At 46.2% G+C, this 14,202-nt stretch carries 10 protein-coding genes and 1 riboswitch; of the genes, 8 read left to right on the top strand and 2 right to left on the bottom strand.

Annotated features, from left to right (window positions below):
* Positions 1–37 precede the first annotated feature (37 nt).
* Positions 38–856, bottom strand: coding sequence for a class I SAM-dependent methyltransferase (locus AC27N8_RS15790; protein ID WP_487068346.1), 819 nt, complete (start codon positions 854–856; stop codon positions 38–40).
* On the bottom strand, positions 849–2,468 hold the full coding sequence (locus AC27N8_RS15785; protein ID WP_487068345.1) for a radical SAM protein: 1,620 nt from the start codon (positions 2,466–2,468) through the stop codon (positions 849–851). Before AC27N8_RS15785 ends, AC27N8_RS15790 begins: the two co-directional genes overlap by 8 nt.
* Positions 2,469–3,123: 655 nt before the next feature.
* On the opposite strand from AC27N8_RS15785, the gene AC27N8_RS15780 reads away from it, so the two are divergent.
* The 8 genes from AC27N8_RS15780 (at position 3,124) to AC27N8_RS15745 (ending at position 14,186) form a co-directional block, all read left to right on the top strand.
* Complete coding sequence (locus AC27N8_RS15780; protein WP_487068344.1) at positions 3,124–5,430, top strand: transglycosylase domain-containing protein; 2,307 nt, start codon at positions 3,124–3,126, stop codon at positions 5,428–5,430.
* 247 nt (positions 5,431–5,677) lie between these two features.
* Positions 5,678–8,170, top strand: a complete 2,493-nt coding sequence (locus tag AC27N8_RS15775; RefSeq protein WP_487068343.1) for a tetratricopeptide repeat protein — start codon at positions 5,678–5,680, stop codon at positions 8,168–8,170.
* Positions 8,171–8,629: 459 nt separating this feature from the next.
* Positions 8,630–9,913 carry an MFS transporter gene (locus AC27N8_RS15770; protein ID WP_487068342.1) on the top strand — a complete coding sequence of 428 codons (1,284 nt, stop codon included), beginning with the start codon at positions 8,630–8,632 and terminating at the stop codon, positions 9,911–9,913.
* Between the two features lie 181 nt (positions 9,914–10,094).
* On the top strand, positions 10,095–10,448 hold the full coding sequence (locus AC27N8_RS15765) for a cupin domain-containing protein (RefSeq protein ID WP_487068341.1): 354 nt from the start codon (positions 10,095–10,097) through the stop codon (positions 10,446–10,448).
* Between the two features lie 92 nt (positions 10,449–10,540).
* A complete protein-coding gene (locus AC27N8_RS15760; RefSeq protein WP_487068340.1) occupies positions 10,541–11,206 on the top strand; it encodes a histidine phosphatase family protein in 666 nt (221 codons plus the stop codon).
* 38 nt (positions 11,207–11,244) lie between these two features.
* Positions 11,245–12,102: an adenosylcobinamide-GDP ribazoletransferase gene (gene cobS, locus AC27N8_RS15755; protein WP_487068339.1), complete on the top strand. Its 858-nt coding sequence runs from the start codon at positions 11,245–11,247 to the stop codon at positions 12,100–12,102.
* 21 nt (positions 12,103–12,123) lie between these two features.
* A complete protein-coding gene (cobU, locus tag AC27N8_RS15750; protein ID WP_487068338.1) occupies positions 12,124–12,747 on the top strand; it encodes a bifunctional adenosylcobinamide kinase/adenosylcobinamide-phosphate guanylyltransferase in 624 nt (207 codons plus the stop codon).
* A gap of 128 nt (positions 12,748–12,875) precedes the next feature.
* Positions 12,876–13,067: riboswitch (cobalamin riboswitch) on the top strand.
* Positions 13,068–13,190: 123 nt separating this feature from the next.
* On the top strand, positions 13,191–14,186 hold the full coding sequence (locus tag AC27N8_RS15745; protein WP_487068337.1) for an ABC transporter substrate-binding protein: 996 nt from the start codon (positions 13,191–13,193) through the stop codon (positions 14,184–14,186).
* Positions 14,187–14,202: the final 16 nt, after the last annotated feature.

The raw sequence follows: 14,202 nt of genomic DNA, 5'->3' as shown, positions 1-14,202 counted from the left end.
TTAATCTGCTCTGGCTCATTGTGATTACTGGTAGTGCTTATTGCTTTGTGGCTGTAATGACTGCGTAGCCAAACTTTTGCTCTTTGATAGCGGCTGCTGCGTTTTTTGCCAGTGCTTTGCCCTGCTCAAAGTCGATTGTGTTGGGAAGGGTAATCTTTTTGAGCTTGACAAGCAACTCCGTTCCCAGAAGTTTGCCCTGAATATCTCTTACCATGCTCGATAGAGCATCGTTATGCTCTTCGATGAGGTCGACTTTTAAACCTGCCTCAGTAAGATACTGTACATAGTCTGCGAGCGGCTGAGCGTCTGCGATGCAGGAAATCCAAGCCAGTAAGCCCTGTAAATCGTCTGGGAGGTCACCTTGCCGGGTCAGATCGCTGAGACCAACACGCCCACCGGCCCTCAGGACACGCCTGAATTCAGCTGCGGCCATGGTTTTGTGAGGGAATGTACAAAAGGCACATTCACAGATGACAGCATCAAAGCTATCCGCTGGTACAGGCAGGCATTCGGCGTCTCCCTGTTTAAATGTGACCAGATGAGCAACACCCGCTACCTGCGCTGCCTGCATGATACTTTCTGCGTTGGCATGACTATAATCTATCCCTAAGACGTTACATCCAAAATGCTGAGCGAGATAGATTGCACTGGTGCCCTGTCCCGTTGCAACATCCAACACCCGCATATCAGGTTTCAGGTACAGCTCATGTCCGATGCGATCGGTTAGTGCTGTTCCACCTGGATGAAACGACTCCCCTAGTAATAATTTGGCCCAATCACTTTGATATAGGTCGGCACAACAGGATTTGATTGTCTGTGCATCGCTTTCACTGATGGTGTTGGGCTTGCTATTCATGAATGTGACCTTTCGTGGCCGGTGTGACTTGAAGGAGATTGTGCTGAGGAACCGGCTCAAAGGAGAAGGTTAAAGGTTCTGCCACGAATGGTACTCCCGCACGTTTGGCCTGGTTGCGTTGACGTTCTCTCGCCTGTAGCTGTGTCCGTGCCTGTTCACGATAACCTACATTGTTGTAGGCACAGAATGGAATCTGTTTACCATCGGGTAAGAGGATCTCTTTACAACACTTCATCAAATTCTTCTGATTGAATGTCCAGGGGTCCATAAAGTCTTGTAACATGACCATGAAGATGTTTTTTGCAAATGCTCCTAGATCCAGGCCACCAGGGAGGTCGCAAGCGGCGCATGAAAGGGCAAATTGTTGTGCAGCTTTGTCTGAACCGGGCACAGCAGAAGATGACCATAAACCTTCAAGTGCAGTCTTAATGTCATCAGATATATCGGGCACGGCGCGATTGGTGATGTAGTCCAGATAATCCTCGACATTGAGAATTCTTGTCATGGGCAGGACCGTGTCACCGTCATTGAGAATATAGGTGACTGAGTTGCAGGTAGGGAAGCAGCAGGGGACAGGTACAAAGTCGGAAACCATCAGCGTATTAGATGTCTGCTCTTCCAGCGCTTTGAGGATATCAGGGATGGTCAGGCGCTCCATGGGATCACTTTCGCCATGGCGTCCAGACTGGAAGGCGGGTTGAAAGTTAATGCCGCGCACCGCTGGATGCTTTAATCCAAAGGCAACGATAGCTCCCACTTCGTGCAAATTAACAAAACGATCAACCGCAGGAACCAGCACGACGTGAGCACCGATCTCAGCCAGACGATCCAGGGCACGCAGTTTCTGTGGCAGGATACCAGGCTCCCCGCGTAGTACGCGATAGGTCTCCTCTTCAAAACCATCAAATTGGAAATAGATAGAGGGACGCAATTCACTTAGTTCGCTCAGAAATGCATCATCGTCTGCGATGCGTTTACCATTCGTATTGAGCATCACATGTCTGATATTGCGCTTTTTGGCGGCCTTGATCATATCAATGATCTGGGGATGAATCGATGGCTCTCCACCAGAGAATTGTACGACTTCGGGATTTCCTTCCGTTTCCACGAGATGATCCAGGATGCCTTCAACTTCGGCCAGGGTGAGGTTGAAGCCGCTTCCAGCGTTGGCAAAGCAGAGCGGACAGTTCATGTTACAGGCACTGTTGACTTCGATGATGCCCAGGCAGGCATGCTGTTGATGATCTGGGCAGAGACCACAATCATGGGGACAACCATGTTGTATCGTTGTGGAGAATTCTAGTGGAATGGTACCGGGTTTGTTGAAGCGGGCGTTGGCTACATAAGCCGCTGCATCACCATAGACGAGCCCCTCGAATGCACCATGATCAGGACACCGCTTGCGCATGTATACTTTGTTGTTGCGTAGAAGCACCTGCGCGTCGATGACGCGGCGGCACTCGGGGCAGATACTGCGTGTCAACTCGTAAAAGACGTAATCGACATCTTTTTTCTGGCGTGGCGCTGCGTGTATGATAGGAGGGTTGGTGGCTACCGTTGGATCTGTATCAGTCGTACTCACATCTAGAGAGCTATGCAGTGGCTCGTTCATTGTGAACTCCTTTACGTATCTGTGATGCCCGGCAAGAATTGGATTGAGATGCCCTTTGATTTGATTCGAAGTTGGATTGTTGTGGCTTCTCTCTCCACTGAATTTATTCAAATCTTATCATTGATAGCATCCAGATGCCTCCGCTGTCAAATATATATTCCATTTTTTAGTTTTTGCTTTTGTGCGAGCACTAATCTCTTTGAAATGGGAAATAGTTGCTACAACGGTGTGACAAGCAAGCGATGACGAACAGAGGCTAATCTGGCTAAACCTTTGTTACCTCCGTGCGTAGTATTATTGAGGAGATAGGCATGCTGGGTGATGTCCGATGAAAGATTAGATCATGGCAGCAGCAGAAGTTAGCCAACCAGCAAGTAGTTATTTTCACCACTCGAACATACCTATTACTCCTACAAATGTATCAAAAAATCATAAATAGTGTTAAATAGAAGTGCGATATCGCAAGGATGCGCATGTCTATATGTGCTTTTGCTTCTGATTATTTTGCATCAAGTCGTGTACTTTACCTCACAGTGTTAAGTACGTCGCTTCATCCTCACGCCTATCGTGTTAAAATGCATACTGATATTCTATTATGTATATGTAGCAAACTTAGGGAAAGATGGCTTTATAGAACCTAGAAAGAGATACCATTATGGCAACCGGAATGCGCACCGGGGGAGATTCGGGCTCCAATGACGAAAAAGCGCTCGTGCAGCTTCCAGCATCCGATGAAGGAACCGAGCGCCCCAGGCAACCTGCCAAGCTTCCAACCTATAGTCAAGCTGCTGCGGCTCAGCGTTTGGCCGATGTTCCTGAACAAGTGCCTCGCGGAGTCATGTATCAGGCTTCTCAGACCCGTCTACACGAACCTGGCTGGTATATAAAACGTCACCTGAAGCGTAGAAACTTACGCATTTCTAATTTAAAAGTCGCTGCTACTACCCGTACAAGTACGCGCACCATGGTGACTCTTGGTGCCAGTATCGTTTCAATTGCGCTGGTCGTTATGATTATTTTTGTGACTGTACAAGGATTTTCTAATGCAGTCAATCAAAAATATCAAGGAAGCGTTATGACGCTGCAAGATCTCCTGCCCAAGGATAATTTAAAGATTTATGATTCTCAGGGGAGTGTTATCTATCAGGCAGCAGACCAGGGGCTTCAGACGAGCCTGCCTCTGGCAAAAATTTCACCTAATATGGTTCATGCAGAAATTGCGATTGAAGATCAAACATTTTGGAAAAATGATGGCTATGATATCTCTGGTATTGTGCGTGCCGCGATTGAAGATGTAACGGCCCATGGGGTAGTTTCGGGTGGGAGCACTATCACGCAGCAGTTAGTGAAGAATACATTGGTAGGTGATCAGGATACTGCTTTGCGCAAGTTACAAGAGATCATGCTTGCTCCAGAGGTTACGCGTCACTATACTAAAGAGCAGATCATGGCGATGTATCTCAATACGACCTACTATGGCGATATGGTATATGGTACGGAAGCTGCTGCGACGCGCTACTTTGGTTTACATGATACGGCAAAGGAGACCGCCGCGCAGCAACTCGATATAGCTCAAGCTGCAACCCTGGCGGGTATCCCAAGTAATCCGGCATTACGCAATCCAATAGCTTATCCAAAAAATAACTACGTACGCACACTTCAAGTGCTCCAACAACTTTATGTCCAGCACTATATAGATGGGAAGCAAAAAGCCGCTGCGATTGAGGAAATTCAGCGCCCAAATTTTATCAAGCCTACTTATTTGCCAGCCATACAAGCATCAACCTATGTTAGCTATGTGATTACTGAATTAGATACGGATCTTAATGTAAAAACATCGGATCTCTCACGCTCTGGCTTGAATGTTACTACGGCCCTCAATCTCAAAGTGCAAAATTATGCTCAGGCGGATGCCAAGCTCCATATTCAACAAATGTCGGCTCATAATATGAGTAATGCTGCCGTAGTTGTGATGGATCAACATACGGGAGAAGTGAGTGCGATTGTTGGTAATATTGATCCAAGTAATCCAAAGTATGGCTCCTTCAATGTCGCCACGCAAGGTTATCGGCAGCCAGGCTCATCCTTCAAGCCATATGTCTATTCAGCAGCTTTCCAGCAAGGCATTGCCAGTCCTGGATCACCGGTGCTTGATGCTCCCCTGACGGTCCCTATGTGTTGTGGCTTGCCTGCCTATCAGCCACAAAATTATAGCCGGAATTATAACGGCTTAATTACCTATCGATTGGCGTTAGATAACTCGTTAAATATTCCCGCTGTAAAGATCGAACAAGCGGTAGGTATCGATCAAGCATTGCAAAATGCTGAAAAGATGATGGGTATCTCTGATGGCACGACGACAAAAGCATCAAATGTCTTTTATGGCACACCAAATATCACGATGGTGCTCGGAGCTCTAAGTATTCGACTGATCGATAATACTGAAGGCTATGCGACCTTTGCAAATGGTGGTGTACGCGTTCCATATCATGCCATCAATCTTGTGACAGATCAAAATGGAAAAGTCGTATTCAAGCCGAATACAAAGGGCGTGCGGGTGCTGAGTCAGGCGGCAGCCTTTATGACAACCAGTATCCTGAGCGATAATACATCGAGAAATTTAGAGTTTGGGCCATGTAGTGCGCTCTACCTCTATGCTAATAGTACCTCACAGTGCTATGCAGGTAATCCAGGACAAGTCATTCCATCAGCGGTGAAAACGGGTACATCGAACTCATTTGTTGATAACTGGACGATGGGCTATACTACCCACTATACGGTTGGCGTCTGGGCAGGAAATAATGATGACTCCAAGATGGTCGATGTCACAGGTGTTGATGGCGCCGGCCCAATCTGGAGAGATATACAGATGTATCTTAATCAAGGAAAATCGATTCAGAATTTTCCTGGCCCACCTTCTACGGTTGTCAAACAGAATGGTGATTGGGTCTTGAAGCGTTAGCTTGAGGCCTGACAGCATGGGATCATGAGACACATTTGTTGTCTTGTCAAGCTTATTGGAGAAGCAAAAACAGGGAGTGGAAACGTAAATAACACGTTTCCACTCCCTGTTTTTGCTTCTCATGGCAGTTTAATGAGCAAATATTGATTAATTTAGATGTAGAAACTGTTTGAAATGTCTTGCAGAAAGGATATAATAATATAGTATGGTGCTTGAATAGCCGCTATTGCTTTTTCGGGAGGTGCATATGACGGAAAACGATAAAGATTGGCAGCAGCTAGCGTATGCCGAGCAACGTCTCAATGAGGTGAGATGTGGGGATGACAGACAAGCGGAAGGCGATGCAGGGATATTTCTGGGTAGGAGTTGTGCGGTTTTAGGTTTGATGGCTGAAGCTGTGTGCTCAATTGAGCAGGCTATGCCTATGTATAGGGAATTTCATAGTCAGGTTGAAATTGGGGCAGTCTTATTACAGCTTGGATCACTTTTGTATCAGACAGAGTACTTTGGCCGAGCACTTGTTGTCCTTGAAGAGGCACTGGCGATAGCGAAACAAGCTCGCTTTGGTCGCTTACTCCTTGATTGCCTCTGCCAGCTTGGCCTGGCTTCAGGTGCAGAGGGAAAAATTCAGAGAGCAATTTCTTATTATCAGGAAGCGTTGGCTATTATCCGCATTAATAATGATAGAGAAGCTGAAATGCATGCTTTAAGCAATTTGGGGGCAATCTATACCAGACTGAAATGTGCGGATGAAGCGATGGCATGTCACGATGCTGCTCTTCTTATAGCAAAAGAGTTGGGGAATATTGAGTACCAGGCTGTTGAATTAGGCAGTATGGGGTGTGCATATGTAGAAGCGTTTGAGTTGCCTGCTATTGGTATTTGTTACTTTGAGGAGGCACTTGATTTATTCTGCTCCGTGCATGATCAGTACAACGAAGCCAAAACCCTGGCACATATTGGAATCGCTCATTGGAAAGATCAACGCTCTCAATTGGCGCTCCACTTTTTTGATCAAGCAAAATGCATTGCGACTGAACACGGTGATAGAGGGTTACTTGGCAGCATTGTAAGTAACGTAGGAAACGTCTATCGCACTTTGGGGCAGCATGATGAGGCATTTCGAGCCTATCAGCAAGCATTATTACTTGATCAAGGGCGTGGCGATAGGAGAGCAGAAGAACAGCACCTGAATAATCTTGGATTGCTGCAACAGGCTGAAGGGCATCTAGAGGAGGCTACCCAACTGTACCAAAGGGCGCTTGCTCTAGCTCGTAACAGGAAGGATCTTTCGGGAGAGGCAAGGCAGTTTGGGAATATTGCAGGTGCGCTTACGTCATTGGGCAAGATAGAAGAGGCACATCTCCATAACAAGTGTGCACTGACACTCTTTCAAGAACTGGGGGATACGCTTGGCGAAGGTTGTATCTATGTCAATATCGGTATGTCCCATGTTAAAACGAAGATCGTGTGGAGCTGTGGTGAATTTATCTATGACATAAGGGGTAACAAAGGGAAAGCTCTGGCATATTGGCGCATGGGCCGATTCCTGCTAAAAACTGGGGATCAGACTGAGTATAAAAAGATCCAGCAAAAAATTGATAGCCTTAAAGATATCGCTCATCAAAGAGATTTCCAGCATTGGTGGCGTATGAGCGAGAATTATTTGCGTTTGTTGATTTTTCAGCGCTATCGGATTAGAAAAGAAATTTTTACGGCTGGTGGCAAGAACAATGATCTCCTTTTTTATACCAGGGAATTAGATGATGATGATGATTTCTTGCTACTTAATCATCAAGGGAGCAATTTGGCCTGGCGACGCGGAGATATGACTGCACAGGAGGAGAATTGGACGGATGCGCTGATTTATTATCATGAGGCTTTGAATGTTGAGCACAGTTTGGGAAGACCAGATACGCAAGCATTATTGTTAGGCAATTTAGGCTGCAGCTATTCAAAGGCGGGCCTATTTGATGAAGGTATCGCCTATCTCCAGCAATCACTTGAACTGTTTCGCTTTCTTGATGACACAAGTAATGTGATAAAAACGCTCCTGAATCTGGGCACTCTTCAATTACAGACCAGTTTGATTTCAGAAGCGCGTATATGTTTTGATATGGCTTTAAATCTGACTGATATCTATGAAGATCGCTTGCTTGATAGTATCGCTTTGAGAAAGATGAGTGAGGTTTCTCGCTTGCATAACAAAGTTCATGACGCAAAGTTGTATCTAAACTATGCGCTTGAAGTGGCAAATATCCATGGTAATAAGCAGGAGGAGGGAAGGCTACTCAGCAGTTCTGGATTCATATGTATGGAATTAGGACAGTCGCATAAAGCAATCTCCTATTTTCAACGTGCACGAGATCTTTATCAAACAGTACGCAATAGTAAAGGTGAAGGAGAGCAATACTGTTCTTTAGCAATCGCATATGCCATGCAAGGGAAGTTTGAAGAAGCCCAGGATCATTTTTTGCGAGCACAAAAAATCTTTTATCTGTGCAGTGATCATCTTGCTGAGAGTCAGACACACATTTACCTGGGAATCATTTCGTCTTTTAAAGGCCACCTGTCATCTTTTATTGCCTATCTTCGGCGAGCATTTGATCTCGTTGCCTATGATGCCTATGCGCAGGAACAGATCAAACATATGCAGGAGCAAGTCGAAAAAACTATTGGTCGAGAACTATATTGGCAGGCATGGAGACAAAGTATGCAACACTATCAATCACCTTGTTGAATATTGGAGCAAGAGAAGTATCCCCTTGACAATCATATGTGTCTTGAGTACTATTAACGTTATGAGTATTCCACAAGCTAGCTGTGCGTTATTAGCTATCAATGTTTTGCGCGCAGCCTATTATTATCTTCTTCCGACACGTATCGGACATGTCTTTGCCGTATAAGCAGCCTGGCGCTGAAATGCTTGTACGGCGGAATGTCGCGCTATGATAAACGTATGCCTCCTCTGGCATGCGCTCTTTAGCGTGGAGTTACTTTCCTCCATTCAACTTTCCCTACTGTAACCTTATATGATCCTGTTTGCTATGCATGATCAGAGATCACTATCGGGATAGATGCACTCTCTAAGCGCCATACCTTTCTTCGTATGCTTTTCAAGCCAGGCCTCAATCGTATCTTGTACCTCATACAGTCTTGATAAGTATGGGGATTCTAACGAAGAAAGGGTCTGACTCTGATGAACGAGTCTATTGTTACTCCACCATCTTTAATCTTAGGGGAGCCACGCATTGTTCCGTGGCGCCGTTGGCTTATTGCCTTCCTTGGCTACAATGGCGCCATGAGGTTGCTTTTTACCAGCGCTATCTGGATGATCTATCTGGCGTCACGTGGCTATTCGCCATTTGATCTTGGCCTGCTGGAAATGACGTTTCATCTGGCTAAATTTATCTGTGAGGTACCAACGGGCATCTTTGCAGATTTGATTGGACGACGCAAAAGCTTGATCATTTACTGCCTGCTCGGAGCTATTGAGAACGTGTTTTTCCTGACTCCAAACATTGCATTTTTATGTATAAGCTTTGCGCTTTCAGGTATATCCTATGCATTTCTCGGAGGAGCAAATGAGGCTGTGCTTTGGACGCTGACGGGATATGCGGCACCAGGAGATCCACAACAACAAGGGGTACGTTATAGTAAACTTTTTAGCCTGACTCTGATGTTGAGTATTGTGTGTGAGATTACGGGTACAGCTTCCGGTGGCTATCTGGGCAATTGGCTACAAGTGTTGCCTTTTATCTGTCGTATCTTTGTATGCTTGCTGGCTATTATCCCTTTGTTACTGATTCCTAAAGAAGTAACTGAACCACAGCGTGAGAAACTGGAGCGTCCTCATCCTATCTTGCATTTGAGTAAAGGATTACACGTTGTTTGGCATTCACCAAAATTGTTGGGGCTAATTTTTATATCGGGCATTACCGAAAGTTGTAACACAACCATCTACTTTTTTGTGCAACTGCAATTTCATGATCTTGGTTTTGTTTTGAGTACTATCGGACTGATTATGGCTGTCAGTAGTTTGAGCCAATTTGGTTTTACTGCGCTGGCTCCAGTGCTGATGCGGCGTTTATCTCTGCGCTTGCTTGTTGCCGCTTGTGTGCTCTCGCAGTTTGGTGGCTTGCTTTTGATGATTGTCCCAAATGCGATCGTTAATCTGGTTGGATTTTTGTTGCTCTTTCAGGCTTCGACGGCAATTCTATATCCAACTATCAGTACACGTCTGAATGAAGGAAGCCCTGAAAAGCAGCGAGCAGTGATTCTCTCTTTTGAAACGGGCCTGTTCAGCCTGGCGATGATCGTGCTCTTTCCACTCTTTGGCCTGGGGCTGACCGCTTCGACGTATAGTGTCGTATATAGCGGTACGGCTGCCGCTCTGGTGGTAGGATGTATTGGGACCTATCTCTTGATACGTGTGCGTGCAAGCATATTGGCAAAAAAATCTCGCAGGCAATTGGATGCATAGCGGTGAGAGGAATCTTTGTGTGCAATTTTTGCACACATCTATTTCGACTGAGATATCATATAAGGAGTCCAGGCTATTAATCCTGCTGCATTGAGCGCGGGGGATTAATCAGTGATGGCCGATTGGATTGGTGATAGAGGTCGTTTTAAATCTCATAAATGAAAAGGGGCGTGAAGTACAGATGTTACGAAAAATAGAACATGGCAGTATTTTTCCTCGCGAGGATGGGAAAATTATCGACGAGCACTTTGGTGTCCTTAATACTCAGCAAGACGCTTTTAGTCTGGCACACATGTTTGCTCCTCCTGCGTGGCATGAGCCTGCGCAGGTTGCCGAATTTGATGAAGTGGTGATTGTTGTGTCGGGAAGATTGGCTGTTGAGGCTGATGAGCAACGGGTAGAGGTGGGACCTGGCGAGACATGTTTGGTGGAACGGCAAACACGTGTGATCTATAGTAATGCTCAGATAGATATTCCGTGTGAGTATTGGTCTCTGTGCATGCCTGCTTTTCGACCGGAGCGTACTACTCTCTAAAGGAAAGACAGCTCTTGCTCTCGGTCGAGAGCAAGAAGAGTCCTCAGTGTGTCAACAACAATCTTGGGATGTTACGGGGAGAGGATGTTCCTGTGAAGACAACATTAGAAGCGACGGTGCGCCGTCTCTGGTTGGTTCGCCATGGAGAGACCGCATGGAATCGAGAAAAGCGTTTTTGTGGTCATTACGATATCACTTTATCCCCTTTGGGAGAGACTCAAGTTAAATGGGTAAGTGAGCAGCTACTGCAGCGGCCGATTGTCGCTGTGTATACCAGCGATCTGCAACGTGCTCAGCAGACGGCTGAGGGTATTGCTCAAAGTTGTGTTGCTCCATTAATGATTAGGTCATCGCCAGAGTGGCGTGAGCTCTCTTTTGGGGCCTGGGAAGGGCTGACATATACTCAGATTGTTGATCGTTTTCCTGATCAACTCGACTTTTTTACCGCTCCAGCGCAAGTGTCTCCTCCTGGTGGGGAGACACTGACCGCTCTTTTTGAGAGAGTACAGAGGGCGTTCGGGAAACTGCTTCAAGATGCTATCATGTTGCCCGAAGGAGATCTGGTGCTGGTTAGCCATCAGGGAGTATTACGTGTGCTGTTATGTCACTTACTTGGCATGCCTGTTGAGCATCACTGGCAGCTACGCTTTGATCATGGTTCATTGAGTGCAGTGGATTTCCTTGTTGGAGTTGAGGATGTGGCCTCGACAACGACGCTAGCTCTACTGAATCATCATCTTATCGAGGTGACGTTGTAGCTATGGATTATTTTGCAATGCGGAAGGATATGCGTTAGATGTCTGATATACCTCCACCTCAATCTGATCTGGGGCGGATGCCTCGGGCTTCTTTGAGGCCTGCGCGTGACTCCTGGTTTTTAGAGCAGTGGAAAGAATTTGTGGCTGCGATCCGCTTTCTTTCGATACTACCAGTTCCTGGTGCCACGCAACTTTTTCGGACGGATACTGATGAGGCTGATGTAAAGATTTTTTCAGGTAGCGTGTATTTTCCTCTGGTTGGTCTGATACTGGCAGTGATTCTCTGGCTTGTGGTGCTTATTTTTGGATCGGTTGTGTCAGGATTAGTGCTGGCTGCTTTACTCGTAGTTGCTCTTGTCATATTGACTGGTGGCCTGCATCTGGATGGGTTGATGGATTGTTGCGATGGCCTCTTTGGTGGGCGTGATCGTGAGCATAAGTTGGAGATTATGCGTGATAGTCGGGTGGGAAGCTTTGGTGTACTTGGTGGCATTTGTCTTTTGCTTCTAAAGTTTGCCTTATTGGCAAGTCTTGATACTCATCAATTACCGCTGGCTTTGCTGACAATTTTACCGATTGCTCGTTGGAATATGGTATTAGCTATGTATGCATATCCAGGAGCACGCGCAAGTGGATTAGGAACATCTTTTCGACAAACGGTAACACGTAAGCGGGTTATTTGCGCTGCCATTCTGACATGGGTTATTGCTGTGTTGGCTGGACATGTTGTGGTCGGGCTGATCATTTTGGTGTGCGGGGCGCTATTGACCTGGGCGATCGGCGAATATGTTACCTCAACTCTGGGCGGCTTGACTGGAGATACTTATGGAGCCATCACAGAAATCTCTGAGGTGGTCCTCTTGCTTTTATTTACTCTGCTACGTTTCTGGCTTTAAGGGAAGATAGGAAATCGTTTGATGGATAGTGAAAAAAAACATATGGAGCAGTCTAGCATCTCGAATCTGCTGTTGGTTTTGGGAGGAGCACGGAGCGGCAAGAGCACATTTGCTGAACGTCTGGCACTAGAGAGTGGACGCTCGGTGGCTTTTATCGCCACTGCTACTGCTGGCGATGAAGATATGCGTAACCGTATCTCGCGACATCAAGCGGCGCGTCCTGCTGTCTGGTCGACGATTGAGGAGCCGTTACATCTGTCTGATGCTGTATGTAAGGCATCAGCAGTGGCAGATGTGCTGATTCTGGATTGTATGACGGTCTGGTTATCAAATTGGCTTTTTGCGCAAGGCGATGATGCTTCAAAGGATGCATCGGCTATCAGTTCACATTATTATGATGCTGTAGTAGCTGCGATTAATGATTTGCTGCAGGTTGTGGCTGCATTGGGATCAGATAAGACGTTGATTGTCGTGACAAATGAAGTCGGTTTGGGAATTGTTCCTGCCTATGCTTTGGGACGCGTATATCGAGATTTATTAGGGCTAGTCAACCAACGTCTTGCGGCCGTAGCTCCACGTGTCTATCTGATGATCGCCGGATTGGGAGTTGATATTAAGCGCTTACATGAAGAAGTAACCCTGTAACTCCTTGGCTTTTTCGTATAGTCTTTGATGGGTGAAGAGTAGTAAATACATGGGGGGATAATCACTTAAGCTCATTCCAGGTTTGACATCATTAGCTAATGATCGGTATACTATTGATTGAAACTATCTCTATATTTATTTCATCAGGTGGTTGAGACAAATAATCTCAGCAGAATAGGGAAGTCGGTGCAAATCCGACGCAGTCGCGCTACTGTAACTGGTATCATGTTTAATTTTTTGCGCTCATTATGGGCTCGCTAAAGATCCAATAAACATGTATTGCTGGAAGTCAGGAGACCTGCCTGATGAGTTGAGCTCATGATCCTTCGCGTAAAAGGAGCGAGCTATCGAGACACGCTGTGGATTATTTTATCAAGTGTCTCAGATGAGTCTCCATTTCACGCGAGGTGACTGCGGGCGTTGTCTAGAAGGATACTATTTGTATGCGCACCCATGTCATCTCTTCTCATTTTCTTTTGGCCTGTTTGATGGTCTTATTGCTCTCTTTAGCCGCTTGTGGACAAACCTCTTCCCCTTCTCCTTCGCAAGCAAAAGTTACTCCAACGCCGACAGCCGCTCTGGATGCCTATGGCACTCCAATTGTGCTGCCTAAAACTGCTCCACAGCGTATTGTGTCTTTAGCTCCCAGTGTCAGCGAGATCCTGGGCGCTCTGAACCTGCAAAGTCGCGTGGTCGGCGTCGATTCATTGACGAATTATCCTGCAACAATGGCTTCAATCAAAAAAGTCTCAGATAGCTCAGGTACTGTCAATGTGGAGAGCATAGTGGCGCTGAAGCCTGATCTGATCTTGAGCTCGGGCGGGTTGTCGGAAAAATATGATACGCAACTGACAAAATTAGGTTTGAATGTTGTGGATCTACCATCACCAAACGTTTCGCAGACCTTAGATCAGATCTTGCTGGTCGGTCGTTTGACATATACGCAAGCAGCTGCTCAAGCATTGGTGAAACAGATGCAGCAACAAATTGCGCAGATTCAAACCGATGTAAAGGGAACATCTTCACCAAAAGTATTGCTGGAAATTGATGATAGTACACCAGGGAAGCCATATGTTTTTGGTGGAGGCTCTTTTGGCGATGAAATGTTGCAATATGTGAATGGTACTAATATCTTCCATACCAATACTTCCAATGGTGGGTATCCACAGGTCTCTGATGAGGCAGTGATTGCGGCGAATCCACAATATATTGTGCTCACTGAAGATCCTCTCTATGGGGGACAGGCTTCCGCTGTCTATAAACGCGCAAATTGGAGTGGGATTGCAGCTGTGAAGTCTCGTCAGGTCTATCATATTAATTCTGATATCATGCAGCGGCCTGGACCTCGTATCGTTGAGGGTATCCGTTGTCTGGCTCAGGTGCTTCATCCCGCGCAGTTTTCTGATGCTTTGCCTGCTTACTGTTCGGCCAGTGTCTAGCACCTGGATAAGTAGA

This window comes from Dictyobacter sp. Z7_2, from assembly GCF_057551105.1.
Note: the sequence above shows the minus strand (reverse complement) of the source record. Positions and strands in the feature narration are given on the sequence as shown.